Here is a 23,641-nt window from a genome sequence, read left to right as displayed (position 1 = left end):
TGCAAACGATTGGTAAAATTGGGTTTTCGTTAAATATCACGAGGTGCGGAAATTAAGGACTTTGCGGCGAATTTTACGAAAAGTTTAGAATTGGATTTAAACCCTTCGTTCACCACGATCCAAACACCGATTTTCTGTTTTCCTCTTTTCTTCGCTTTCAAACGTCGCAAATGCCGTGCAATGGACGCAAATTTCTATTTCCTTTTACGTTAACGTCAAATACTATCCGCCTGCCCGTGCGGAGGATGAACGGGCAAAGACCAGCGCGACGTGAACGGAGGAGTTTCCATGAAGCGTGTGATGATGATGACCGCTGCCCTGCTGATGGGCAGCAACCTTGCCTTTGCCGCAGAAGCCATTGAGGGCAACTGGAAGACGGCCAGCGGCGAAACCGCCGTGATCGGCCCCTGCGGCGGCGCTTTCTGCGTGACGCTGAAGACCGGCAAGCATGCCGGAAAACAGATTGGCAAGCTTTCCGGCAAGGGAAACAGCTATTCCGGCGAGATCACCGATCCTGCCAATGACAAGACCTATAGCGGCTCCGGCACCGTTTCCGGCAATTCGCTGAGCATGAAGGGTTGCGTACTGAAGGTTCTGTGCAAATCGCAGACCTGGACGCGGCTGTAATCGACAAGGCGGCGGGTGGGCTTTCTGTCCTGCCGCTTGCGACCCCGCGGCTGACGGTGCAGTGCGCCGCCCAAGGACTTCGCCCGAACCTGCGGGCGCAGGCCGCATGGAAGCCATATATCCGTTGATGTATTGTTGCGCCCGACACCAACGAGAGCGACGCATGCGCCCCATCCTTTCGACAATCCTGATCGCAGGCACTTCGCATGTCGGCAAAAGCACCCTTGCGGGCCTGTTGAGCGATAGGCTGCGTTGCGAGGCAATATCGACCGACAGTCTCGCCCGCCATCCGGGAAGGCCATGGCCGCGCGTTCCGGTGCAAGTGGAGGAATATTACTCGCAGCTCTCGGCGGAAACGATCCACTGGTTTCTCAAGATACATCATCAGAACATCTGGCCATCGATCCGCACGATGATCGACAGCAGGTCAGGCACCGGCACGCCCGCAATCTTCGAGGGCGCGGCCCTGCGGCCGGAATTGATTTCGCCCCTGCTCGGCGACGAGGTCGCCGGTGTCTTTCTCCATGCCGGCAATGATTTTCTTCTCGAGAGAATGCGCTCTCACGCCCGCTATCAAGATGCAGCGGCTGAGAAGCGGCGGATCATCGACGCCTTCATCGAGCGTTCGTTGCGGGAAAACACGGACATGCTGGCATCCGCGCAGGAGCACCGCGTGCCGGTTGTCAATGTGACCCAGCCTCGGGCATTCGAGACCCTGCTGACCGATCTTGCGGCGCGTGCGGAAGCCCCTCTGCCCTGATCGAAAAGCGGGTGCTCCAGCGCCACTGTGGCATCAATCCACCATGTCACTACCCGTTAACATCCCTGAACACCATATGAACCGGGACCTCAGGGTCCGTTCAGTCCGAGTGTGGCAAAACTCTGTCCATCAACTCCAATAAAGGGGAATGGGCATGACAAAGCTGATCAGCCGACTGGCAATCTTCGCGTTTCTCATGGCGATCTTCGCCATGTCCTTCGCCTCGCTCGTCGTTAATCCCAACCGCAGTTTCCAGCGGGTGAATGCCGGCGCGGCAATTGCCTGCCAGCACAGCCCGGCGCCCGCCGCCAATTGCCCCGTCGTACTGTAAGAAGGGATTTGATGATGACGACAAGCTTCTCCAACGGCCTGTTTTCCGCCCTGCGGCTGATGCTGATGGCCTCGATCTTTCTCGGCCCGGTGGCCGGACTTGCGGTTTACAAGGCCGATCCCCGCCCGGCCTCGAAGGGCGCCGGATTCGTACTCCTGATGAGCCTGCAGCGCGGCGCGCTCGGCTGAAATTTCTGCCGCCCCACAGTTATTCGAACTGCATTTTCGCGTTTCTTTTCAGCTTCTTCGTATTTCTGTCGCTTGCCTGTCGAAATTGGCCTCTTATAATGGGCCATGACAATAGCAAAACGAACGATTCCGCCCCTCACCTTCATCAGCCCCGAGCCTTTCGCGCCGCAGACATTCACGGATCCGAAAGAAGCCGTGGCGGCTTTGACCGCGCTTTATGAACGCAATACGGCGTTCCTCATCAACTCCTTTACCGAACTCGCCAAGGGTGCGCCGATTACCGGCCGTTACCGCGCCTGCTACCCGCAGGTCAGCCTTGAGACCGCGACCTTCGGCCATGTCGATTCGCGTCTCTCCTACGGCCATGTCACCGCCCCCGGCGTCTATACGACGACGATCACCCGCCCTGAGCTTTTCCGCCACTACCTGAAAGAGCAGCTGGGGCTTCTGATCAAGAACCACGGCGTTCCGGTAACGGTGTCGGAATCGGCCACACCCATTCCGCTGCATTTCGCCTTCGGCGAAGGCGCCTATGTCGAGGCGGCGGCGGCGTCTTCGCTCTCCGACGTGCCGCTGCGCGATCTTTTCGATACGCCCGATCTCAACAATACCGACGATCTCATCGCCAATGGCGAATATGATCAGGTGCCCGGCGAACCGGCGCCGCTTGCGCCCTTTACCGCACAGCGCATCGATTATTCGCTGGCGCGCCTCAGCCACTATACGGCGACGAGCGCCAGCCATTTCCAGAACTTCGTGCTGTTCACCAACTACCAGTTCTATATCGATGAATTCGCCGCCTGGGCGCGGAAATTGATGGCCGACGGCGGTGAAGGTTATACGGAATTCGTGGAGCCGGGCAATATCGTCACGCTTGCCGGTTCCGACAGGCCGACAACCGATATGACACTGGCGCGGCTGCCGCAAATGCCCGCCTATCACCTGAAGAAAAAGGGTCATGCCGGCATTACGCTCGTCAATATCGGCGTTGGCCCTTCCAACGCTAAGACGATCACCGACCACATCGCCGTGCTGCGCCCGCATGCCTGGCTGATGGTCGGCCATTGCGCCGGCCTGCGCAACAGCCAGCGGCTGGGAGACTATGTTCTGGCCCATGCCTATGTGCGTGAGGATCATGTTCTCGACGACGACCTACCTGTCTGGGTGCCCATCCCGGCTCTCGCTGAAGTGCAACTGGCTCTGGAAGGCGCTGTGGCAGAAGTTACCGGCTACGAGGGCTTCGAGCTGAAGCGCATCATGCGCACCGGCACCGTCGCCACCATCGATAACCGCAACTGGGAACTTCGCGATCAGGCCGGCCCCGTCAAGCGCCTGTCGCAGTCGCGCGCCATTGCGCTCGACATGGAATCGGCCACCATTGCGGCGAACGGCTTCCGCTTCCGCGTGCCCTACGGCACCCTGCTCTGCGTTTCCGACAAGCCGTTGCATGGCGAACTGAAACTGCCGGGCATGGCGACGGAGTTCTACCGCACGCAGGTCGCCCAGCATCTGCAAATCGGCATTCGCGCCGTGCAGAAGCTTGCGGCCATGCCAACGGAAACGCTGCATTCGCGCAAGCTCAGAAGTTTTTACGAGACGGCGTTCCAGTAAAAACAGCTGTGGCGAAAGCCTGCCTTGGTGTATGATCTCAAAAATCGATACACCAAGGATTTTTCCATGCGCACGAATATTGAGCTTGACGACGCCTTGATCGCCGAAGCGATGGAAATCACAGGCCTCTCGACGAAAAAGGCAACCGTTGAGAAGGCTTTGCGCGATCTCGTGGAGAATCTCGGGCGACGTAAAGCGTTGCAGGAACTGAGAGGCATCGGCTGGAATGGCGACCTAGAAAATGTGCGCAATAGCTGGAGCGCAGAAGATATCCAATCGAAAGATGCCGCAGAATGATCGTTGTCGATACATCTGTCTGGATCGACTGGTTTCGGAATAAATCCACGCCTCAAGTCACAACGCTCAACGATGTAAGCGATCTTACCGACGTGATTATCGGCGACATTATTGTTCTCGAAATCCTGCAGGGAGAGCGAAATGACAGGCTGGCGGCGGCTATACATAGTCGGCTGAAGCGCTTCGGGTTCGTACCAATGCTGACACCCGAACTTGCCGTTAAAGCTGCTGACAACTACCGAAAACTTCGCGGCGTAGGGAAAACAGTACGTAAAACGGCTGACCTCATTATCGGGACCTACTGCATCGAGCACGGGTACGAGCTGTTGCACAATGACCGGGACTTTCAGCCAATGGCCGATCATCTCGGTCTGCAATTTGCCTGAACCTCAAACCATCTTCACCGTCCCCTCCACGCGGATGGGAAAATTCACTGAGCGCGCGATGAAGCATTTGTCATGCGCATCATGGTGCAGCTCATCCGCCCGGGCGGGATCACCCTTCGAGATGGTAATGACCGGTTTCAGCACCACTTCACTGAACTGCCCGGCACCATCCTTTTCCATGACAAGCGTGCCTTCGGCATTGTCGACATAGTCTTCGACGATGATGCCGTTGACGGAGCAGAAATGCAGGTACCAGAGCTTGTGGCACGCCGAGAGCGAGGCGACGAGCAGGTCTTCCGGGTTCCAGCGAGAGGGATCGCCGCGGAAGGCCGGGTCGGAGGAGCCGGCGATATCCGCTTTGCCCGCCGTGGAAATCGTGTAGTCGCGCTCATAATCGCGGTAACCCGACGTGCCTTTGCCGCGATTGCCGGTCCATTTCACCTGCACGGCGTAATGATGTTCCTGTCCTGCCATTTTAGTTCTCCCTAAGAGTTTTTCGTCGCCTTTTCCGGATGTAAAACCGCTACGCGGTTTTACTGGAAATGCTCCCGCGTATCGCGCAGGTGGTCGAGCCCCTTGCGCAGTGTCTCAATGATCTGGTCGATTTCCGACCGGCTGATGGTCAAAGCCGGCGAAGCCAGCATGCGGTCGCCGGTGGCGCGCATGACGAGGCCGTTGGCCAGGCAATGATTGCGCACGGCGGTTCCGATATCGTCGGGTTTGGCGAAACGTCTGCGGGTCGCCTTGTCCGCCGTCAGTTGCAACCCGCCCATCAGGCCAACATTCACGGCCTCGCCCACCAGCTCGTGATCGGTGAGGCTTTTCCAGCCCTCGGAGAAATAGGGGCCGATATCGTTTCGCACCCGCTCCACCAGCCCTTCATCCTCGATGATGCGAAGGTTTTCCAAAGCGGCGGCGGCGCAGACGGGATGGCCGGAATAGGTGAAACCGTGATTGAAGTCACCGACCTGGGAAAGCATCACCTCCGCCACCCGGTCGGAGACGATGACGCCACCGATCGGCAGATAACCTGATGATAGCCCCTTCGCGACAGGCGCGAGATCCGGTTCCACGCCAAAATGCTGGTAACCGAACCAGGAACCGAGACGGCCGAAACCGCAGATCACCTCGTCGGAGACGAGAAGAATGTTGCGCGCCTTGCAAATGCGGGCGATTTCCGGCCAGTAGGTTTCCGGCGGCACGATGACGCCGCCGGCGCCCTGAATGGGTTCGGCCACGAAAGCGGCGACATTTTCCTCGCCGAGTTCATCGATCTTCGCCTCCAGTTCGCGCGCCGCCTTCAGGCCGAATTCGGCCGGCGAAAGATCGCCGCCCTCGACATACCAATAGGGCTGACCGATATGGGCCACGCCCTCGATCGGCAGATCGCCCTGCTCGTGCATCCATTTCATGCCGCCGAGCGAAGCGCCGGCCACGGTCGAGCCGTGATAGCCGTTGCGTCTCGCGATTACCCTGGTCTTCGTCGGATGGCCGAGCGCCTTCCAGTAGACCCGCGCCATGCGAAACCAGGTATCGGTGGCTTCCGAACCGGAATTGGTAAAGAACACATGGTTCATTTTCGGTCCGGCGCGCGAAGCGATCTTCTGCGCCAGAAGTGTGGCGGGCGGCGTGGTGGTACCGAAAAACGCGTTGTAGTAGGGCAGCTCATTCATCTGCCGCTGTACGACATCGGCGATCTCGCGGCGTCCGTAACCGATATTCACGCACCAAAGGCCGGCAAAGGCGTCGAGATATTTTTTGCCGGTGCTGTCATAGATGAAGACCCCTTCGGCGCGCTCGATGATGCGGGTGCCGGCGGCGTTGAGCTTGCCCATGTCGGAAAAGGGGTGAAGGTGATGGGCGGCATCGATGGCGGCAAGATTGGACATCGGCTTGGAGATTTCAGTCATGACAGATTGCACTCCCATAAAGGCAACGGCGCTCACGCCGTCACGCCCGCCGAACATGGCCGGGCGGCTTCGATTTGGCAAGGCTGACGTTTTTTTAGAGAGGCGGCTTGGACAAGCGGAGGCGGCTGGGTTTCTTCTCCCCGGCGGGGATAAGAAACAAGCGGCGATCGCTCGATTCACAGTCGGTTGCGCTATGCGAAAAACGACCGCCCCACCAGAACCCTCAATTCGCCCGCATGAACTTTGAGAGCCACATCCCGTTCCATCGGCAACAATTCACCATCGATCACGCATCGCACGTCGTGGCGTTTCTTCGGAAAATGAAGCTCCACATCAGTCGAGGTCATGGCCGTCACGGCGTCGTTCTCCTTGAGCTTGCCGCGCAAAATGTCAAAGGCGAGTTTTGCAACGCCCGAAGGGCGTAGCGGATCGGTGAGGTAAAAGCCGAGATGGCCGCCGGAAACATTGTCTGCCACCAGGAGCGAGTTCTGGCCGAACTCGTTGTTGGAGACGGAGATGGCCGAGACTTTACGGTACTGGGTTTCACCATTCACGGTATATTCCACCTCGAACACCGGCGGATTGAGGATAACGCTGATGGCGGCGCGGATGCTTGCCTTGATCTTGCCGAGACGGGAGGCAAAAGCGAGATTGTTGCGGTAGCGCACCATGCGCGAATGCAGGCCTGCCGAAAACTGGTGAACGAAGAGGCGGCCATTGGCGCTGGCGATATCCACACTGGCAACTTCGCCATGCGCCAACGTCTCCAGCACCTGGCGAATATCGAGCGGCAGCTTCAAAGAGCGGGCAAAGAGGTTCATGGTGCCGGCCGGCACGATGCCGAGCGCGATGCCGTGTTTCCAGGCGATGGCCGCCGCTGCGGAAATCGTGCCGTCACCGCCGCCGGCGATGATGCCTTCAATGCCCGGCTCATCGGCGGCGCGCTCCATTTCCTCGACGATATCCTTTCCGGAGACCAGGCGGCACTCGATGGCGTGGCCGGCGCGGCTGAAAACCTCGCGGGCATGGTCGCAATAGGCCTCCATGCCTGTGGTGCGAAACGTGCCACCGTCACGATTGAAAATTGCAATGAGCTTCATGTTTCCAACCCGATCCAACAAGGCAGCCGCGCGTAAATGCCTGACCTTATATAGGGTTCCGAACACCATCGCGTGAAGATGCTCTTTTGCCGAGAATCGCTCTACCGCAACGCATCATTTCATGTTAGGGATCACTTAAGGTCATTTTCATGACCGCGCATCTCCAGTCAGGGCAGACCGCTCCCATACGGTCTTGCCCTTTTTTCTGTGGGCCCTTCCCGCTTTTCAGGTCACGATGAGCCACTCGAATTTCTCTGAAGCCCGCCTTGACGCGGAGAATGAAGCCGTTTACACGGCCGCCCCGGCCGTGGCCCTCTCCCCGCTTGCCATCGCGCTCATCGAACTGGCGCTTGCCGCCGGCGGCTTTGGCATCGGCACCGGCGAATTCGCCATCATGGGCCTGCTTCCCGACGTCGCCGCCACCTATGGCGTCACCGTTCCGCAGGCGGGTTATGTCATCACGGCCTATGCGCTCGGCGTCGTCATCGGCGCGCCGATCATCGCGGTTCTCGCCGCGCGCATGACGCGCCGCACCCTGCTTCTCGGCCTGATGGGGCTTTTTGCGGCCGGTAATATCTTGAGCGCCGTTGCACCGGATTTCCTGAGCTTCACCGCTCTGCGCTTCATCACCGGCCTGCCGCACGGCGCTTATTTCGGGGTTGCGGCACTGGTGGCGGCCTCCATGGCACCGATCCACAAGCGCGCCCGCGCCGTTGGCCGCGTTATGCTCGGTCTCACCATCGCCACCCTGCTCGGCACGCCGCTCGCCACTTTCTTCGGCCAGCTGCTTTCCTGGCGTGCGGCCTTCATGCTGGTCGGCGGCATCGCACTTCTGACGGTGGCGCTGCTCTGGTTCTTCCAGCCGCGTGATCGGGTGGAGGAAGGCGCCAGCGTCTGGCGCGAACTCGGCGCTTTCCGCCGTGTGCAGGTGTGGCTGACGCTCGCCATCGCCGCCGTCGGCTTCGGCGGCATGTTCTCGGTCTTCAGCTATATCGCCAAGACCACCACCGATGTGGCGATGATGCCGGTTTCCACCGTCTCCATGGTGCTGGCGCTGTTCGGCATCGGTATGAATGTCGGCAATGTGGTCGGCTCGCGGCTGGCCGATATCTCGCTCAACGGCACGATTGGCGGCATGCTCGCCTTCAACGTGCTTGTCATGACGGTGTTCGGCATGACAGCGGACAATCCTTTCATGCTCTGCCTCTGCGTCTTCCTGATTGGCTGCGGTTTCGCCGCCTGTCCGGCCGTGCAGACGCGGCTGATGGATGTGGCGCAGGATGCGCAGACGCTGGCGGCCGCCTCCAACCATTCCGCCTTCAACATCGCCAATGCGCTCGGCGCCTGGCTCGGCGGCCTCGTCATCGCCATGGGTTTCGGCTACGCCTCCACCGGTTATGTGGGCGCGGTTCTTTCCCTGCTCGGGCTTGGCGTTTTCCTTGTTTCGGTCACTGTCGAGCGGCGTGAAAAGGCGGCTTGAGATCGCCTTTTTAACAGCCAGCACCACCGCCTCCTGCCGCGGTACGGACCCTTGCGGAAATTTAACAATCAGGCGCTTGACTCTTTTCGGTTTCAGGCGCAACACGGCCTTACGCGCATGCCGATCAGGCACTGCGCGGATTTCAACGGAGCATCATTGGATGTCTAGCGACAGTAGCAGTCGATTGCCTTTGCCGAGACCGGCGAACGTGAACTGATCCGACCGCTGTCGGCTCACCACCGCGTTCGCCGTGATCGGCGAATCGACGGAAAGGTGAGCAATCATGAACTTCCACAACCTCTCCCAGAGGGCCAGCAAGGCCGCACGTCTTCTTCGTAGCGGAAACTCCGGCTCCACCACCATTGCCGAACGCGTCGAGCACCTTAATACGCTGGATGTCGCCGAGGCCGTAACCGCCATCCTCGCCATGCCGCAGGCAAAGGCCGTCGCCATTCTCGACCGGCCGGAACTGCATGGCGCCGCCGCCATCATCGCCGATCTTCCGGTCGAACAGGCCGCCCGCCTCGTCAACCTGATGTCCGACGACCGTGTGGCCGACGTTATGGCGGAAATGGCCGAAGAGCCGCGGGCAAAGTTGTTTTCCCGGCTGGACCGCACGACGGCGCTCTCCATCCAGCACCTGATGGGTTATCCGCCGCGTACCGCCGGCTCGATCATGACCACGGAATTCGTCAGCGTGCCGGACAATTGGACGGTGGAACAGACCCTTTCGCACATCCGCGTCGTCGAGCGCTCGCGTGAAACGGTCTATGCCATCTATGTGTTGGCTGAGGACGGAACGCTCTCCACCGTCGTGACGCTGCGCCGCCTGCTGACCGGCCAAGCCGGCGCTTCCATCCTTTCCGTCGCGTCGAAAGAAGGCATTGCCTATGCAAGCCCGCTAATGTCGCAGGAGGATGTCGCCCGGCTGATCCGCAAGCACGACCTGCTGGCGCTGCCCGTCGTCGATGACCGCTCGCATATCCTCGGCATCGTCACCGTCGATGACGTGATCGACACCATGATCGCCGACACGACGGAAGACGCCCACAAATTCGGCGGCATGGAAGCGCTGGGCAAGCCCTATATGACGATCGGCTTTCCGGACATGATCCGCAAGCGCGCCGGCTGGCTCGCAGCCCTGTTCCTTGGTGAAATGCTGACGGCCAGCGCTATGCAGCATTTCGAAGGCGAGCTGGAAAAGGCCGTGGTGCTGACGCTGTTCATTCCGCTCATCATGTCCTCGGGCGGCAACTCCGGTTCGCAGGCCACATCGCTCATCATCCGGGCGCTGGCGCTCGGCGAGTTGAAGCTTTCTGACTGGTGGCGGGTGTTGCTCCGGGAAATCCCGACGGGCCTGACGCTCGGCTGCATTCTGGGCGCCATCGGCTTCCTGCGCCTGAGCCTCTGGCAGCAGGCCGGGTTTTACGATTATGGCGAGCACTGGCTGCTGGTCGGCGCCACCGTTTTCGCAGCCCTCGTCGGCATCGTGACCTTCGGCTCGCTGGCCGGCTCGATGCTGCCCTTCGTGCTGCAACGCCTGCGGCTCGACCCCGCCAGCGCGTCCGCCCCCTTTGTCGCGACGCTGGTGGATGTCAGCGGCCTCGTCATCTACTTCTCGGTAGCGCTGGTGATCCTCAGCGGCACGTTGCTCTAAAAGACGAAAGGCCCGCTCGGAGGAGCGGGCCTACTCATTTGGGTATACGCACGCGTCAGCACTGATCAACCGCCGGCATTGATGACGCCCGTTGCCAACAGTCCAAGCAGAACAAAGCCTATGACCACGCGGTACCAGACGAAGGGCATGTAGCTCCTGGTGGAGACCAGCTTGAGGAAGACGACGATCACGGCATAACCGACCACGAAGGCGATCAATGTCGCCAGCCCCGTCGGACCCCAGCCGACCGGATTGTCCTCGCCGATGCTTTTGAAAAGCTGGTAAAAGCCGGAGCCGAAGACGGCGGGAACGGCGAGCAGGAAGGAATAGCGGGCCGCCGCCTCGCGGGTATAGCCTAAAAGCAGGCCGGCACTGATGGTGCCGCCCGAGCGCGAGACGCCGGGAATGAGCGCCATGGCCTGCGCGAAACCGAAGAGAATGCCGTCGCGCCAGATCAGCTGGTTCAGTTTGTAGCGCTTTTTGCCGATCCTGTCGGCGAGGCCAAGGACAATGCCGAAGACGATCAGCATCACGGCGGTGATGTAAAGGTTGCGCAGCGAATGTTCGATCGCGTCCTTGAAGAACAGCCCCAGAAACACGATCGGCACCGAGCCGACGATAATCAACCAGCCGAGCCGGGCATCAGCCTTGTCATATGGCCCAAGGCGAAGATTTTGCCTGAGCCAGGCGGCAGCGATCCGCATGATATCGGACCAGAAATAGACCAGCACCGCCATTTCCGTGCCGATCTGTGTAATCGCGGTGAAGGCGGCTCCCGGATCCGCGCCGGAGGGCAGGAACTCCCCGGCGATGCGTAGATGCGCGCTTGAAGAAATCGGAAGAAATTCCGTAAGCCCTTGCAAAAGGCCGAGAAATGCGGCCTCCAACCAACCGATGCTCATGTGTGCTGATGTCCCTGCTGCGAATCGAGATCGCAGCATTATGCATCAATCAGGGCAAATAAATGTTGCATCGCACCATAAAAAAGGCGCGCAGCGGGGTGCGCTTTTACCCGTGATTTTTCAGGCGGCCTTTTCCTTCATCTCGGGAAGACGGGTATATTTCGCGCCGTTCTTGCAGACGATATGGGCATCGCCCCAGCTTTTCAGGGCCGAGATCACCGGCCTCATGGTCTCGCCAAGCGGCGTCAGCGCGTAGTCCACACGCGGCGGCACCACCGGAAAAACGGTGCGGGAAATCAGGCCGGCCTCTTCCAGCTCGCGCAGCTGTTTGGTGAGCATGCGCTGGGTGACGCTGGGAATATGGCGGCGCAGCTCGTTGAAGCGCAGGGTGCCCTCATTGATGAGGTGATAGAGGATCACGCCTTTCCATTTGCCATCGAGAAAACTCAAGGTCGATTCCACCGGGCAGCCGGGAAAGTTGCCGGTGAGCTTGGCGCGCGGTCGCGACATCACAGTATCCTTTTTGTATGTATCATCACAAAATGTGCATTCTTGCGATCGATGTTCATATGTATCAAGTAAGAGGCACGCAAACAAGCAAAGGAGACTGTTCATGCGCGCCATCGGTTACAGGACGAACCAGCCCATCACGGCGAAAGACGCCCTCGTCGATATCGACCTGCCCCAGCCGGAAGCGAAGGGACATGATATTCTGGTGGAGGTGAAGGCCGTTTCGGTAAACCCTGTCGATACCAAAGTGCGCCGCAACCAGTCGCCGGAAAACGGTGAACCGCGCGTGCTCGGCTTCGATGCGGCGGGTGTGGTGAAAGCCGTCGGTGACAAGGTCTCGCTGTTCAAGCCCGGCGACGAGGTGTTCTACGCCGGTGTCATCAACCGACCCGGCACCAACAGCGAGTTCCATCTGGTCGATGAACGCATCGTCGGCGCAAAGCCGAAATCATTGAATTTCGAAGAGGCCGCTGCCCTGCCGCTGACAGCGATCACCGCTTACGAGACGCTGTTCGACCGGCTGCGGGTGAAGGAGCCGGTTCCGGGCGCTGCCAATGCCATTCTGGTGATCGGCGGCGCCGGCGGCGTCGGTTCGATTGCCATCCAGCTTCTACGTGCACTTACGGATATCACCGTCATCGCCACGGCATCGCGGCCGGAAACCATGGAGTGGGTGAAGGAACTCGGCGCGCATCACGTCATCGATCACAGCAAGCCGATTGCCCCGCAGGTGGAGGCGCTCGGGCTAGGTGCGCCGGGCTTTGTCTTCTCCACCACCCATAGCGACATTCATGCCGCCGACAGCGTGGCGACCATCGCGCCGCAGGGCCGTTTCGCGCTGATCGACGATCCGGCCGGCGGTTTCGACGTCATGGCCTTCAAGCGTAAATGCGTGTCCATCCATTGGGAAATGATGTTTGCCCGCGCCGTCTTCCAGACGCCTGACATGATCGAACAGCACAGACTGCTGAACCATGTGGCCGGGCTTGTCGATGCCGGCAAGATCAAGACGACGCTGACCGAGGTTTTCGGCACCATCAACGCCGCAAATCTCATCAAGGCGCATGCGCTGGTCGAGAGCAACAAGGCCAAGGGCAAGATCGTGCTTTCCGGCTTCTGACGACCAATGAAGCGTCCGCATTGCGGGCGCTTCTCTTCCGCTTATAGTGATATATCGAGATCCTGCGGCTTTTCCTGTCAATCGTCGTCGTCTGGCTCTTCCGGGCACGGCCAGGAGGCCGGCGCAGTCAGACCGTTCGGCAATTTGGTCTTGGCGTCACCGCAGGCAATGTCGATCTGCTTCTGATCAAGGCCGGTGGCCATGGAAAGATCGACCCCTTCAATCCGGGTCAGCAGCAGGAAGGCGCTGGTGAAATCCACCGGGCCGCCGAGCTTGGCGCCGCCGAAACGGGCCCGTGACAGGTTGGTCAGCGAGAATTTCGAGCCGTTCAGCGAGGCGCCCTCGAAATCGGCCCGGCCAAGTTCGGCCTTGGTGAAGTCCGTGCCGTCCAGCTTGGCTTTTTCGAATTTGGTTCGCTGCATTTCAGCATTGATGAATTTGGCATTGGTGGCGTCGGCGGCGGAAAAATCGCTACGATAGGCTTCCACCTTGGTCAGATTGGCGCCCTGCAGGTTCGCACCGCCGAGGGCCGTGCGAATAAGCTTCGCCTTTTCGAGATTGGCGCCCTTGAGCGACGAACCGCGCAGGTCGGTATAGGTGAAATCCGTGCCGTAGAGCATTGCCGAATCGAGATTGCTGTCGCCCAGCATCAACAGACGCTTGTTGCATTCGCGCCAGTCGATGCCGGCCATGGCGTCGGTGCGGCAGCTTGCGGCCACCAGCGGACCGCCGCTGAAAGAAACGGCAATCATCGCAAGCGTCGCCAAACCGGCGCCGAACCCTGTCTTCCGCACGATATTCAGCCTTTGAAAGCCGGACATTCTTTCACTCCCTGTCGTCGGGCGACGGCGCAAACGCAACAGCTCCTGAGCCAGCCCAAGGACCATATGCACATTCAAGGCGTTACCGCATTCACCGCCCGCAATCCACGGGCGACGCGATGCTACAACACCCCAACATCCTATATGTAAGAAATCGAAGGGCAATCCACAAATACTGAGGGGGGAGCGGGCCGTAGACGCCGATCATGCCGGACGGGACCCGACCTCGCAACCGGTCCCAACACGCTCGACGTCATCCTCGGGCCTGTCCCGAGGATCTATCCACGTCTCTTCAAATCAATCCGTTGCAGATGCTCGGGACGAGCCCGAGCATGACGAGAGAGAGTATAAGCTGCGCCATCACATATTGGCGTAGACCGGCCCCTCGCCGCCCTGCGGCGGCACCCAGTTGATGTTCTGGTTGGGATCCTTGATATCGCAGGTCTTGCAGTGAACGCAGTTTTGGGCGTTGATGACGTAGACCTCCTCACCGTCCTTCTCCACCCATTCATAAACGCCGGCGGGGCAATAACGGGTCGAGGGACCGGCAAAGACGTCATGCTCGGAGCGCTTCTGCAGCTCCATGTCCTTCACCTGAAGATGCACCGGCTGGTCTTCCTCATGGTTGGTGGAGGAGAGGAACACCGAGGACAGGCGGTCGAAGGTGAGCACGCCGTCAGGCCTTGGATAATCGATCTTCTTGTGCTTCGAGGCCGGTTCGAGGCTCTGCGCGTCCGTCTTGCCGTGCTTCAGCGTGCCGAAGAAGGAGAAACCGAACAGCTGGTTGGTCCACATGTCCAGCCCGCCAAGGCCGACGCCGACAAGCGTGCCGAATTTCGACCAGAGTGGCTTGACGTTCCTGACCCGCTTAAGGTCCTTGCCGATATCGCCTTCACGCCATTCGGCCTCGATCTCGGAAACCTCGTCATGGGCGCGGCCGGCGGAAAGGGCCGCGGCGATCTTTTCCGCCGCCAGCATGCCCGACAGCACCGCATTATGGCTGCCCTTGATGCGCGGCACGTTGACGAAACCGGCGGAACAGCCGATCAGCGCGCCGCCCGGGAAAGTGAGCTTCGGCACCGACTGATAGCCGCCCTCGGTGATGGCGCGCGCACCATAGGAGATGCGCTTGCCGCCCTCGAAGGTCTCGCGGATGGCCGGATGCGTCTTGAAGCGCTGAAATTCCTCGAAAGGATAAAGATAGGGGTTCTTGTAATTGAGATGCACCACGAAGCCGACGGCAACGAGGTTGTCTTCCAGATGATAAAGGAACGAACCGCCGCCGGTCTTGAAACCCAGCGGCCAGCCGAAAGAATGCTGCACGAGGCCCTGTTTGTGCTTCTCCGGCTTGACCTGCCAGAGTTCCTTGATGCCGATGCCGAATTTCTGCGGCTCGCGATCTCTGGACAAGTCGAATTTGGAAATCAGCTGCTTGGCGAGCGAACCGCGCACACCTTCGCCGATCAGCACATATTTGCCATGCAGCTCCATGCCGCGGGTGAAGTTCGGACCCGGCTCGCCATTCTTCTCGATGCCCATATCGCCGGTGGCGACGCCGATGACGGCGCCCTGCTCATTATAAAGCACTTCGGTTGCGGCAAAGCCCGGATAGATCTCGACGCCGAGTCCTTCCGCCTTTTCCGCCAACCAGCGACAGACCAGCCCAAGCGAGACGATGTAATTGCCGTGATTGTTCATCAAAGGCGGCATCATGAAATTCGGCAGGCGGATGGAGCCGGCCGGTCCGAGAAACAGGAACTGATCATCCTTGACTTCGGTCTTGAAGGGATGCCCCTCCTCTTCGCGCCAGCCCGGCAGCAGCCTGTCGATGCCAATCGGATCGACCACGGCACCGGAAAGAATATGCGCGCCGACTTCGGCACCCTTTTCGAGAACGACGACCGAAAGCTCCGGCTCTACCTGCTTCAGCCGGATCGCCGCGGCAAGGCCCGCAGGACCAGCGCCAACGATCACAACGTCGAATTCCATCGCTTCGCGTTCCGGCAGTTCCATCGCTTCCGTCATGTCCATCCTCTCCGCATCGCCGGTCCCATCCGGCTGTTGTTATATCCGCTTATCGGCATTCCTGGCGCATCGACTGCGCCGGTCAAAAAGCCATCCGCGACACCGCACCCGCCAACGCCTGTCTTCGCAAAGCAGGACGCCTTTGTCGAGCTTCTATAGCGGCAAAACATGTCGCAAGCCAGTCAATTGTCAGACAACCTGATGATTGATTTATTACCTTTACGTTCACGTAATAAAAAGGATAAGCATTGCCCTTCCAGCCGTCAAGCGTGATCGGTTTAACCTCTCGAAACGAGAGGTCTCAAAGGCAGAACTTTAACCCTGGACTTCGGCGCCACCCTGAGCGCGGTCAATCAGGCGTCCCTGCCGGACAACAAGCGGTCATCGCACTGGATCTGCGCCATCAGCCTTTTCAACCCCCTGGTGCGAAACCGCGTGAGAGCGCCAATATCGCCCGTGGCTTTCACGCGAATGAGTGCGCCCTCATACGCCTCGATGATGCATGCGCATAGATCCGAGATGTCCTCATCGCCGGCGATGTCGCCTTCATATTGGGCTTGCATGAGCAGTTCGCGCATACTCGTCTCCCATCGCCGAAATGAAGTGACAAGCGCGTCCCGAACCAGAGCGCTGCGACCCGCAGCAGTTTGCGCAATGACCCCGTAAAGGCAGCCTGCATATGGCCCGTCTTGCTTAAGCTCCAGTTCGAGCGTTTCAAAATATACCGATAGGCGCTGCAAAGCGCGCAGAGAGGTATCAGAAAAAAGTCTTTCCCTGATCCGCGCATATTTCTGCTCATAGGCATCGATAACCGCCACCACGAAGTCGTCCTTGCTCGCAAAGAAGTAATAGAATGACCCTTTTGGGACATTCACTTCCTTCAGAACCGGACCGATTCCCACCCCCTCATAGCCATGAGCGAGCAGCTGGCGCATTCCCTCCGAAATGAGACGCGTGCGCGTCGCAGATTGACCACTCATAACTAGACCGATCGTCTACATTGCTGATTACACATACTTACCTCCTGGGAGCGATGCCGATATGAGTTTAGCACACGACCGTTATACAGGCATATATCTTGTGGCAGCTTCCGCAGTTTTATGGAGTACAGCGGGGCTGTTCGTCCGCATGGCGGATATGGACGTATGGTCGATGGTGGCGTGGCGCTCCGCCTTCACCTTCTTGACTCTCGGGGCGTTTCTTCTGCTTCGAAACAAGATCGTCAGGCAACGGTCGTCGATGTCATTCGGTCTGCCCGGCGTTGCTGCATGCTTGGTATCTGCAATTGCGGCGATCACATATATCGCGTCCTTGCGATGGACGACCGTCGCCAACGTCATGACAATCTATGCGACACTACCTTTTGTTGTGACCGGAATCGCTTTTATATGCCTGCGGGATCGGGTTACCCATCGTTTCGTCATCGCTGGCTGTGCGGCTTTCCTCGGCGTATTCATTTCGGTCGGCGCGGCGGTATCACAGAAGGACATGCTCGGTATCTTTGCCGCCTTCATCATGACCACGGGATGCGCCACGCAAATCGTCATCGCAAAGCGCTTCCCTGACATGGACGCCACCCTGATGACCGCTCTTGGCGCTCTGACCTGTCTGTGTATCGCGCTGCCGCTGATGCAGTTTGCGATTCCAGCTCCGATGCAGATCATCGCCTGCGCCCTCTACGGCGTCCTAACCACAGCACTCGGCTATATACTTCTGCTCCAAGGGTCCCGGCGTATGAACTCCGGGGAGGCCGGACTGCTTTCCATGCTGGATGTCATCCTCGGGCCTGTATGGGTCTGGCTCTTTTATAACGAAGAAATGTCGCCCCTCGTTCTGACGGGAGGCGCTATCGTGCTGTCTGCTGTCGCCTGGTATCTGGCGGGAGGTCGCAGAGCCGCGACAGCACCATGAAACACAATCTTACCGGAACTGGCGGCTCCGCCCACACTCAAACCGCCCACTCTTCATCCGTCGTGAACATGATCGTCAGCCAGCGGTCGCTCCCCTCGCCGCCCAGCGCATCGCCGATCTCGTCGCGGATCGCGTCCCACTCCTCCAGACGCCGGGGCGGCCAGTTTTTCGGCACGATGAAAAAGAGTTCGATCTGACGGCCGCGGCCGACACGGGCGACATAGGAATAGTGGGAGGAGAAACCGAATTTCTCCACCGTCTCGACCGCCACCCGGTCCACATGCTGCTTGAATTCCAGCGGGGTCACCAGAAGGATGTCAGCCAGCGCCTGTTTCACATTGCCGAGCGGCATGGGGATGATGACGAGGCAGACCAGCGCCAGCACGGCAGGGTCGATATAGGGTGCAAGCCATGCCTGCGCCGTTCCCGTGAGCCCGTAACCCACGGCGAAGGCGACGAAGAGCGCCATGCTTAGAAGCGCGCTCATCAGCCAGCTTTTGGCATCCAGCGCCACGAATGCGGATTTCAGCCGGCGGTTCTGCCGTTTGACGAACCATGCCATGGCAAGTGAGACGGCGAAGCTGACGAAGGTGACGACGATGGCGTAGTCGAACTCGATCGATCTGCCGCCATCCATCAGGCTGTCGACGGCGTTGATGAGGGCGTAGATCGCCGCCCCCATCAGGAGCGTGCCGTTAAGCCCGAGCACCATCGGCTCCAGATGCCAGAAGCCCATGGTGAAACGCTCCACCAGCCGGCCGCCGGGTTTGGGCGCGGCGGAAGCGGCGATCAGCCGCGCGACAAGCAGCGCCAGCACCGTCATGAAAGCATCGGTCAGCGCATAAACGCCGTCGAAAACAACCGCGAAAGAGCCGGAAAACAGGCCCGCGCCAATGCCGAACAGCGCCAGCAGAACCGTGACGGCAATGGAGAATTTCAGCAGGGATTGTTCTGTCATGACGTGTATTCGACCTTCGAAGGCGGACGCCGCCTTATAGAGGTTTTCGCTTTTCTGCGAGTGGCGAAAAATCTCTAACTCTTTGTTTTGTTGCATTTCCGGACGGAAAACCGGGGTCCACTTTTCCTGGAAATGCTCTATAAACGCCACATACGGCACTCACAAGACAGGACAAACTCCATGGATTTCGGCATTTCCGGCAAACGCGCCCTCGTTCTCGCCTCCTCTCGCGGCCTTGGGCTGGGCATTGCGACCGCGCTGGCGAAAGAAGGCGCAAACGTCCTTCTGGTTGGCCGAAGCGGTGAAAAGCTGGCGGAAAATTGCAAGGCGATCAATGCGCTTGGCAAGGGCAAGGCCGACTGGGTGTGGGGCGATCTTGCCGAGGATAATTTCGTCGAAGCCATGGTTCAGGCCGTCAACGACAAGCTCGGCGGCATCGATATTCTCGTCAACAATACCGGTGGTCCAACGCCCGGCCTCGCACAGGACATGACGGTCGACAAGCTCGACACTTTTTTCCAGTCCATGGTGCTGCGGGTCATCACGCTGACCAATGCGCTGTTGCCGCAGATGAAAGAACAGGGGTTCGGCCGCATCCTCACCGTCGCCTCGTCAGGCGTGTTCGAACCGATCCCCAATCTCGCCCTTTCCAACACGCTGCGCGGCGCGCTCGTCGGCTGGAGCAAGACTCTGTCCTCGGAAGTCGCCTCCTTCGGCATCACCTCCAACCTGCTGCTGCCCGGCCGCATCCACACCGACCGCATCGACGAGCTGGATGGCGCCAATGCCAAGCGCCTCGGCAAGAGCATCGAGGAAATCCGCGAGGCTTCGGTCAAGAGCATTCCGGCCGGCCGTCTCGGCACGGTGGAAGAATTCGCCGCCGCCGGCGCTTTCCTGTGCTCGGCACCGGCAAGCTATATTACCGGCACGATGCTGCGGGTGGATGGCGGCGCGGCGAAGTCGAACTGAGGGGCCGGCAGCCTCAAGCGGCGTTACGAAGCCGTTCCATAAACGACGTAACGGTTCCGTCCGGTATTCTTCGCCTCATAAAGTGCTGTATCGGCGTGGCGCAGCACATCGCTGGCGCTTTCACCGGGACTGGCATAGGCAATGCCGGCCGAACAGCTGTAGCGAAATTCGGGCCTGTCGGGCAGCGGCGCGGCATCGGCCAGAGACACCTGAAGCTGACGCATCAGCGTTTCGGCGCTGTGCATGCGCGCGCCGCTGAGCACCAGCAGAAACTCTTCGCCACCGATTCTCCCGAGAAGGTCGTCACGGCCGGCAGTTGAAGACAGCCGCGCCGCGAAATCTTTCAGCACGAGATCGCCACAGGCATGGCCGAAGCGGTCGTTGACGCTCTTGAAATGGTCGATATCCATGATGATCACGGCGAGCGCCTGCGCCTTGTTCGGGCCGAGCAGGTGGTTGAGAGTGTCCATGGCGTAACGGCGGTTGCCGAGGCCGGTCAGCTCATCGCTCAAGGCGGATTTCAGCGCCCGGTCCCGCTCCTGGCGCAGATCGCGCAATTCGACGCCGAGTTCGGATACATCGGTTATAACGCAAAGCATCCAACCGCCCGGCAACGTCGTTTCGGTCGTCAGCATCCACCGGCCGTCCTTGAGGCTGGTTTCGATGGTCCGAAAAGGCAGTTTGCCACGCCGCGTCTTTGCCGAGCGCAGCCACAATTCGAAATCCGACGTCTCTATGGCCGTGCCGGTTGCGGTCTGGTAACCGCTGCGCATCAGGTCCACCCAGCTCGGAAACACATTCGGGCCGACGCCGAGCGCGGTGCGGAAGGCACTGTTGGCAAAACGCATCTCGTCATGCCCGTCAAACAGCGCATAGCCCTGCTGCGATGCTTCCATGAGGCTCATGAGCTGTTGGATGAAAACGTCCATATCACCTTGAATGAGACCGATATGCCCGGGTAGCGCGTCATTCACGGCGTGTTGGCTGATCTGGTGAGACATCGAATTTCCAAGACTACGACAAGATGGAACCATACGGACGGCAATGGTACGACAATTTTTTTGATAAAATATTCATATTCCAAAATAACGTCGTATCGACTGAAGTACATTTTACGCTCCAGCCCTACCTAACAGCAAAATCCTAAAAGTATTTCCGAAAACTACACCGTTCTTTCATTCCGGCATAAACATCCTGTTCACCATGCGCCGTAGCTGTCCGCATGTGAGAGCTCATGCGACGAGGCGCATGGCTCAAAAACAATAGGCGGCGCTTGCCATTCCGTCGGCCTTGTGCAATCAACCGCCCTCCTCTGACATCGGGGTGCCAAAGGCATCCCTTATCGTCACGCCGGGCCGCCCAAGGGCCGGGTGGGTTCTTCTATCGGCAACAAGGATATGGCGATGACGCAAAAGCGGGCTCTCGGCCTCGATTTCGGCACGACCAACACGGTCATGGCTCTTTCCGACACGGGCGGCGCCAGCCGTTCCATGCGCTTCACCAGCAGCGCGGGCACGGATGACAGCATGCGCACGGCGCTCTCCTTCATGAAGGATGCCGGCCTCGGTGCGGCCGCCCTGCATGTGGAAGCCGGCCATGCCGCCATCCGGCAATTCATCGACAATGCCGGCGATTGCCGTTTCCTGCAGTCGATCAAGACATTTGCGGCCTCGCCGCTGTTTCAGGGCACGCTGATCTTCGCCAAGCGCCAGAGCTTCGAAGACTTGATGGACGTGTTCCTGCGCAAGCTGAAGACCTATGCGGGCGAGGAATGGCCGGAAGACGTCTCCACCGTCATCGCCGGCCGGCCGGTGCGTTTCGCCGGCAGCAATCCGGATGAGGCGCTGGCGCTCGCCCGTTACAACGAGGCGCTCACCCGCGCCGGTTTCCCGGAAATCCACTATGTCTACGAGCCCGTGGCGGCCGCCTATTATTTCGCCCAGAGCCTGAAGAAGGATGCCAATGTGCTGGTGGCGGATTTCGGCGGCGGCACGACGGACTATTCGCTAATCCGCTTCGAAACCCATGCCGGCAAGCTTTCCGCCACCCCCATCGGCCATTCCGGCGTTGGCGTCGCGGGCGATCATTTCGACTTCCGCATGATCGACAATCTGGTCTCGCCTGAGATCGGCAAGGGCAGCAAGTTCAAAAGCTTCGACAAGGTGCTGGACGTACCTTCGGGTTATTACGTGAATTTCGGTCGCTGGAACCAGCTGTCGATCTTCAAGACCTCGAAGGAATTCACAGACCTCAAATCGCTGGTGCGCTCGGCACTGGAGCCGGAAAAGCTCGAACTCTTCATCGATCTCGTCGAACATGACGAGGGTTACCCGCTTTATCAGGCGATTTCCGCCACCAAGATGGCGCTCTCCTCGGCGGAAGAAGCGGAATTCAACTTCGCACCATTGGGCAAGGCCGGGCGCAAGATGGTGAAGCGCAGCGATTTCAACAATTGGATCGCCGAAGACCTCGCCAAGATAGAAGAAGCGCTCGACGAGGTTCTGGAAAAAACAAAAGTCGCGCCCGAAGCCATCGACAAGGTGTTCCTGACCGGCGGCACCTCCTTCGTGCCGGCCGTGCGCGAGCTTTTCACCCGCCGTTTCGACGCCGACCGGATCGAAAGCGGCGGCGAGCTGCTCTCGATTGCGCATGGTCTCGCCATGATCGGCGAAAGCGACGATATTCAGCGCTGGACAGTGTGATTTGCGGGTTCCCCGGGCGGGGAACATGGGGTAATTTCCGCCCATGATCGCCGCTCACGACCTCTCCCCGGCCGAACTCGCCGCCCTACTGCATTTCCATGCGGATGCGGGCGTGGACTGGCTGCTGGAAGAGACCCCGGTCGACCGTTTCGCCGAATTTGCCGCTGCCCGCCCGGCCCGATCCGCGCCTGCGCGGGAGGTGCCCGAGGCATCACGCCAGATGGAAAGGCCGGCGGAACGCCGTGCCGATGCGCCTCAGCGGCAGGCGGCGACGCGCAGCACGCCGGTGGCCCCCGCCATCCAGCAGAATGTCGCCATGCCGGACGAACAGGCCGTGGCGGCCGCGCGTTTTGCGGCGGAAAGCGCGCGCTCACTCGGCGAGCTGAAAACCGCGCTTGAGGGTTTCAACGGCTGCAACCTCAAGAACAGCGCGCGCAACACGATTTTCAGCGAGGGCGATCCCGCCTCCGCCATCATGGTCATCGGCCCCATGCCTGACGCCGATGACGACCGCGAGGGCACGCCCTTTGCCGGCAAGACGGGGTTGCTGCTCGAGCGCATGCTGGCAGCCATCGGCCTGGAGCGCAGCGCCATCATGCTCGGCAATGTCGTGCCGTGGCGGCCGCCGGGCAACCGCCCGCCGACTCAGGCCGAAATGGATATCTGCCGCCCCTTCATCGAGCGTCAGATCGCGCTTGCCGAGCCGAAACACCTGTTGCTTCTCGGCAACTTCACCGCTCGTTTCTTCTTTGGCGGCACCGGCACCATCCATACGATGCGCGGACAGTGGCGTGATGTCGCAGCCGGACACCTGATTGTGCCGGCGCTCGCAAGCCTGCATCCGCAGGAACTGTTGAACGCGCCGGCCAGCAAGTCCCTGGCATGGCAGGATTTATTGGCTTTTCAGGCCAAGATTACTGAAGGCTGACTGCCTCATTCCTGGTCAATGTAAATGAATTATGAAAAAAGCCATGCGCATTACGCATAACAGCGGCGCATTTGGTCCGCTTGCCGAATCCATGCTGCGCTGCGATATATCGGACGTGTCTTGGGAGGAATTCGGTTAAAGGAACCAAGGCAATGACCACTCGCTTCCGTCCGGTCCATTCCGGCTTTGAAACGCTCCGCCTGGCGGGCCTCGGCCCTCGCTCCAGTCAGGGTTACCATCGTTTCGGCGCAGCCGCTAACGAACAGATGACCGCACGCGCTGCCATGCAGCAGGTCCGCGTGACGCGTCCCTCGGCAGTCTTTGCGGATTTCCGCGAGCGCTGAGATGCTCTCAGGCCAGTTTAACACTGGCCCATAGATATGATTGCGCGCTGGCGTCTTTCTTCGGGAAGGCGCCTTTTGCTTTTGTGGAGCTTTTTTCGCGAGAG

General features: G+C 59.7%; 25 protein-coding genes. 15 read left to right on the top strand and 10 right to left on the bottom strand.

Translation table 11 applies throughout. The annotated features are described in order from the left end of the window. Positions 1-288 precede the first annotated feature (288 nt). The 7 genes from O9X91_RS21825 to vapC all read left to right on the top strand — a co-directional run bounded on the left by O9X91_RS21825 (position 289) and on the right by vapC (position 4,200). Entirely contained in the window at positions 289-627 is a 339-nt protein-coding gene (locus tag O9X91_RS21825) for a DUF2147 domain-containing protein (RefSeq protein WP_077982624.1), read from the top strand. Positions 628-790: 163 nt separating this feature from the next. After that, positions 791-1,387 (top strand): hypothetical protein, encoded by a 597-nt coding sequence (locus O9X91_RS21820; protein ID WP_269833781.1) that lies wholly within the window; start codon positions 791-793, stop codon positions 1,385-1,387. A 148-nt stretch (positions 1,388-1,535) separates the two neighbouring features. Beyond that, positions 1,536-1,718 carry a hypothetical protein gene (locus O9X91_RS21815; protein ID WP_162520419.1) on the top strand — a complete coding sequence of 61 codons (183 nt, stop codon included), beginning with the start codon at positions 1,536-1,538 and terminating at the stop codon, positions 1,716-1,718. An 11-nt stretch (positions 1,719-1,729) separates the two neighbouring features. Beyond that, positions 1,730-1,906 carry a hypothetical protein gene (locus O9X91_RS21810; RefSeq protein WP_162520402.1) on the top strand — a complete coding sequence of 59 codons (177 nt, stop codon included), beginning with the start codon at positions 1,730-1,732 and terminating at the stop codon, positions 1,904-1,906. Between the two features lie 105 nt (positions 1,907-2,011). Continuing rightward, positions 2,012-3,517 (top strand): AMP nucleosidase, encoded by a 1,506-nt coding sequence (gene amn / locus O9X91_RS21805; RefSeq protein ID WP_077982626.1) that lies wholly within the window; start codon positions 2,012-2,014, stop codon positions 3,515-3,517. Between the two features lie 66 nt (positions 3,518-3,583). Then, positions 3,584-3,814: a type II toxin-antitoxin system VapB family antitoxin gene (locus O9X91_RS21800; protein ID WP_269833789.1), complete on the top strand. Its 231-nt coding sequence runs from the start codon at positions 3,584-3,586 to the stop codon at positions 3,812-3,814. Next, positions 3,811-4,200, top strand: a complete 390-nt coding sequence (gene vapC / locus O9X91_RS21795; RefSeq protein WP_269833780.1) for a type II toxin-antitoxin system VapC family toxin — start codon at positions 3,811-3,813, stop codon at positions 4,198-4,200. The genes O9X91_RS21800 and vapC overlap by 4 nt, the downstream gene beginning before the upstream one ends. A 3-nt stretch (positions 4,201-4,203) precedes the next feature. On the opposite strand, the gene O9X91_RS21790 is transcribed toward vapC, so the two are convergent. The 3 genes from O9X91_RS21790 to O9X91_RS21780 all read right to left on the bottom strand — a co-directional run bounded on the left by O9X91_RS21790 (position 4,204) and on the right by O9X91_RS21780 (position 7,210). Then, a complete protein-coding gene (locus O9X91_RS21790) occupies positions 4,204-4,674 on the bottom strand; it encodes an OsmC family protein (protein WP_269833779.1) in 471 nt (156 codons plus the stop codon). 59 nt (positions 4,675-4,733) lie between these two features. Then, positions 4,734-6,110, bottom strand: coding sequence for an aspartate aminotransferase family protein (locus O9X91_RS21785; protein WP_162520418.1), 1,377 nt, complete (start codon positions 6,108-6,110; stop codon positions 4,734-4,736). A gap of 191 nt (positions 6,111-6,301) precedes the next feature. After that, positions 6,302-7,210 (bottom strand): diacylglycerol/lipid kinase family protein, encoded by a 909-nt coding sequence (locus O9X91_RS21780; RefSeq protein ID WP_142912472.1) that lies wholly within the window; start codon positions 7,208-7,210, stop codon positions 6,302-6,304. Between the two features lie 235 nt (positions 7,211-7,445). On the opposite strand from O9X91_RS21780, the gene O9X91_RS21775 reads away from it, so the two are divergent. Further along, entirely contained in the window at positions 7,446-8,690 is a 1,245-nt protein-coding gene (locus O9X91_RS21775; protein ID WP_142912471.1) for an MFS transporter, read from the top strand. 283 nt (positions 8,691-8,973) lie between these two features. Continuing rightward, complete coding sequence (gene mgtE, locus O9X91_RS21770) at positions 8,974-10,347, top strand: magnesium transporter (protein ID WP_077982631.1); 1,374 nt, start codon at positions 8,974-8,976, stop codon at positions 10,345-10,347. A 65-nt stretch (positions 10,348-10,412) separates the two neighbouring features. Here mgtE and O9X91_RS21765 read toward each other — a convergent pair whose 3' ends face one another. Next, the gene (locus O9X91_RS21765) at positions 10,413-11,249 is read right to left on the bottom strand and encodes an undecaprenyl-diphosphate phosphatase (protein WP_269825815.1); all 837 of its coding nucleotides are present in this window, start codon (positions 11,247-11,249) and stop codon (positions 10,413-10,415) included. Positions 11,250-11,369: 120 nt separating this feature from the next. Next, positions 11,370-11,759, bottom strand: coding sequence for a winged helix-turn-helix transcriptional regulator (locus tag O9X91_RS21760; RefSeq protein ID WP_077982633.1), 390 nt, complete (start codon positions 11,757-11,759; stop codon positions 11,370-11,372). Between the two features lie 103 nt (positions 11,760-11,862). Between O9X91_RS21760 and O9X91_RS21755 the strand changes: the two genes are divergently transcribed. Beyond that, positions 11,863-12,879, top strand: a complete 1,017-nt coding sequence (locus tag O9X91_RS21755) for a zinc-binding alcohol dehydrogenase family protein (RefSeq protein WP_269833778.1) — start codon at positions 11,863-11,865, stop codon at positions 12,877-12,879. Between the two features lie 77 nt (positions 12,880-12,956). On the opposite strand, the gene O9X91_RS21750 is transcribed toward O9X91_RS21755, so the two are convergent. From O9X91_RS21750 to O9X91_RS21740, 3 genes are all read right to left on the bottom strand, one after another. Continuing rightward, positions 12,957-13,700 carry a pentapeptide repeat-containing protein gene (locus tag O9X91_RS21750; RefSeq protein ID WP_080791061.1) on the bottom strand — a complete coding sequence of 248 codons (744 nt, stop codon included), beginning with the start codon at positions 13,698-13,700 and terminating at the stop codon, positions 12,957-12,959. Between the two features lie 360 nt (positions 13,701-14,060). Next, complete coding sequence (locus tag O9X91_RS21745) at positions 14,061-15,725, bottom strand: electron transfer flavoprotein-ubiquinone oxidoreductase (RefSeq protein ID WP_077982995.1); 1,665 nt, start codon at positions 15,723-15,725, stop codon at positions 14,061-14,063. A gap of 353 nt (positions 15,726-16,078) precedes the next feature. Further along, the gene (locus O9X91_RS21740; protein WP_142912469.1) at positions 16,079-16,705 is read right to left on the bottom strand and encodes a TetR/AcrR family transcriptional regulator; all 627 of its coding nucleotides are present in this window, start codon (positions 16,703-16,705) and stop codon (positions 16,079-16,081) included. 61 nt (positions 16,706-16,766) lie between these two features. On the opposite strand from O9X91_RS21740, the gene O9X91_RS21735 reads away from it, so the two are divergent. Then, positions 16,767-17,636 carry a DMT family transporter gene (locus O9X91_RS21735; RefSeq protein WP_269833777.1) on the top strand — a complete coding sequence of 290 codons (870 nt, stop codon included), beginning with the start codon at positions 16,767-16,769 and terminating at the stop codon, positions 17,634-17,636. Positions 17,637-17,673: 37 nt separating this feature from the next. Here O9X91_RS21735 and O9X91_RS21730 read toward each other — a convergent pair whose 3' ends face one another. After that, positions 17,674-18,594: a cation diffusion facilitator family transporter gene (locus tag O9X91_RS21730; RefSeq protein ID WP_269834373.1), complete on the bottom strand. Its 921-nt coding sequence runs from the start codon at positions 18,592-18,594 to the stop codon at positions 17,674-17,676. 180 nt (positions 18,595-18,774) lie between these two features. On the opposite strand from O9X91_RS21730, the gene O9X91_RS21725 reads away from it, so the two are divergent. Beyond that, complete coding sequence (locus O9X91_RS21725; protein ID WP_269833775.1) at positions 18,775-19,563, top strand: SDR family oxidoreductase; 789 nt, start codon at positions 18,775-18,777, stop codon at positions 19,561-19,563. 23 nt (positions 19,564-19,586) lie between these two features. On the opposite strand, the gene O9X91_RS21720 is transcribed toward O9X91_RS21725, so the two are convergent. Continuing rightward, a complete protein-coding gene (locus O9X91_RS21720; protein WP_416172080.1) occupies positions 19,587-20,492 on the bottom strand; it encodes a sensor domain-containing diguanylate cyclase in 906 nt (301 codons plus the stop codon). 474 nt (positions 20,493-20,966) lie between these two features. Here O9X91_RS21720 and O9X91_RS21715 point away from each other — a divergent pair, with 474 nt between their 5' ends. From O9X91_RS21715 to O9X91_RS21705, 3 genes are all read left to right on the top strand, one after another. Further along, positions 20,967-22,265 carry an Hsp70 family protein gene (locus O9X91_RS21715; RefSeq protein ID WP_269833773.1) on the top strand — a complete coding sequence of 433 codons (1,299 nt, stop codon included), beginning with the start codon at positions 20,967-20,969 and terminating at the stop codon, positions 22,263-22,265. Positions 22,266-22,308: 43 nt separating this feature from the next. Beyond that, entirely contained in the window at positions 22,309-23,193 is an 885-nt protein-coding gene (locus tag O9X91_RS21710; protein ID WP_269833772.1) for a uracil-DNA glycosylase, read from the top strand. A 152-nt stretch (positions 23,194-23,345) separates the two neighbouring features. Next, a complete protein-coding gene (locus O9X91_RS21705) occupies positions 23,346-23,537 on the top strand; it encodes a hypothetical protein (protein ID WP_003509784.1) in 192 nt (63 codons plus the stop codon). Positions 23,538-23,641 lie beyond the last annotated feature (104 nt).

Source organism: Agrobacterium salinitolerans, assembly GCF_027498475.1.
In the GTDB taxonomy this organism is placed as follows: Bacteria; Pseudomonadota; Alphaproteobacteria; order Rhizobiales; family Rhizobiaceae; genus Agrobacterium; species Agrobacterium salinitolerans.
Note: the sequence above shows the minus strand (reverse complement) of the source record. Positions and strands in the feature narration are given on the sequence as shown.

Excerpts from the sequence above, each read along its gene's own strand:
- O9X91_RS21815 (WP_162520419.1), top strand. The coding sequence starts at position 1,536 with ATGGGCATGACAAAGCTGATCAGCCGACTGGCAATCTTCGCGTTTCTC.
- O9X91_RS21800 (WP_269833789.1), top strand. The coding sequence starts at position 3,584 with ATGCGCACGAATATTGAGCTTGACGACGCCTTGATCGCCGAAGCGATG.
- O9X91_RS21745 (WP_077982995.1), bottom strand. The coding sequence starts at position 15,725 with ATGACGGAAGCGATGGAACTGCCGGAACGCGAAGCGATGGAATTCGAC.
- vapC (WP_269833780.1), top strand. The coding sequence starts at position 3,811 with ATGATCGTTGTCGATACATCTGTCTGGATCGACTGGTTTCGGAATAAA.
- O9X91_RS21750 (WP_080791061.1), bottom strand. The coding sequence starts at position 13,700 with ATGTCCGGCTTTCAAAGGCTGAATATCGTGCGGAAGACAGGGTTCGGC.
- O9X91_RS21730 (WP_269834373.1), bottom strand. The coding sequence starts at position 18,594 with ATGACAGAACAATCCCTGCTGAAATTCTCCATTGCCGTCACGGTTCTG.
- O9X91_RS21735 (WP_269833777.1), top strand. The coding sequence starts at position 16,767 with ATGAGTTTAGCACACGACCGTTATACAGGCATATATCTTGTGGCAGCT.
- mgtE (WP_077982631.1), top strand. The coding sequence starts at position 8,974 with ATGAACTTCCACAACCTCTCCCAGAGGGCCAGCAAGGCCGCACGTCTT.
- O9X91_RS21755 (WP_269833778.1), top strand. The coding sequence starts at position 11,863 with ATGCGCGCCATCGGTTACAGGACGAACCAGCCCATCACGGCGAAAGAC.
- O9X91_RS21810 (WP_162520402.1), top strand. The coding sequence starts at position 1,730 with ATGATGACGACAAGCTTCTCCAACGGCCTGTTTTCCGCCCTGCGGCTG.
- O9X91_RS21825 (WP_077982624.1), top strand. The coding sequence starts at position 289 with ATGAAGCGTGTGATGATGATGACCGCTGCCCTGCTGATGGGCAGCAAC.
- O9X91_RS21775 (WP_142912471.1), top strand. The coding sequence starts at position 7,446 with ATGAGCCACTCGAATTTCTCTGAAGCCCGCCTTGACGCGGAGAATGAA.
- amn (WP_077982626.1), top strand. The coding sequence starts at position 2,012 with ATGACAATAGCAAAACGAACGATTCCGCCCCTCACCTTCATCAGCCCC.
- O9X91_RS21715 (WP_269833773.1), top strand. The coding sequence starts at position 20,967 with ATGACGCAAAAGCGGGCTCTCGGCCTCGATTTCGGCACGACCAACACG.
- O9X91_RS21785 (WP_162520418.1), bottom strand. The coding sequence starts at position 6,110 with ATGACTGAAATCTCCAAGCCGATGTCCAATCTTGCCGCCATCGATGCC.
- O9X91_RS21720 (WP_416172080.1), bottom strand. The coding sequence starts at position 20,492 with ATGGACGTTTTCATCCAACAGCTCATGAGCCTCATGGAAGCATCGCAG.
- O9X91_RS21765 (WP_269825815.1), bottom strand. The coding sequence starts at position 11,249 with ATGAGCATCGGTTGGTTGGAGGCCGCATTTCTCGGCCTTTTGCAAGGG.
- O9X91_RS21725 (WP_269833775.1), top strand. The coding sequence starts at position 18,775 with ATGGATTTCGGCATTTCCGGCAAACGCGCCCTCGTTCTCGCCTCCTCT.
- O9X91_RS21780 (WP_142912472.1), bottom strand. The coding sequence starts at position 7,210 with ATGAAGCTCATTGCAATTTTCAATCGTGACGGTGGCACGTTTCGCACC.
- O9X91_RS21760 (WP_077982633.1), bottom strand. The coding sequence starts at position 11,759 with ATGTCGCGACCGCGCGCCAAGCTCACCGGCAACTTTCCCGGCTGCCCG.
- O9X91_RS21740 (WP_142912469.1), bottom strand. The coding sequence starts at position 16,705 with ATGAGTGGTCAATCTGCGACGCGCACGCGTCTCATTTCGGAGGGAATG.
- O9X91_RS21820 (WP_269833781.1), top strand. The coding sequence starts at position 791 with ATGCGCCCCATCCTTTCGACAATCCTGATCGCAGGCACTTCGCATGTC.
- O9X91_RS21790 (WP_269833779.1), bottom strand. The coding sequence starts at position 4,674 with ATGGCAGGACAGGAACATCATTACGCCGTGCAGGTGAAATGGACCGGC.
- O9X91_RS21710 (WP_269833772.1), top strand. The coding sequence starts at position 22,309 with ATGATCGCCGCTCACGACCTCTCCCCGGCCGAACTCGCCGCCCTACTG.
- O9X91_RS21705 (WP_003509784.1), top strand. The coding sequence starts at position 23,346 with ATGACCACTCGCTTCCGTCCGGTCCATTCCGGCTTTGAAACGCTCCGC.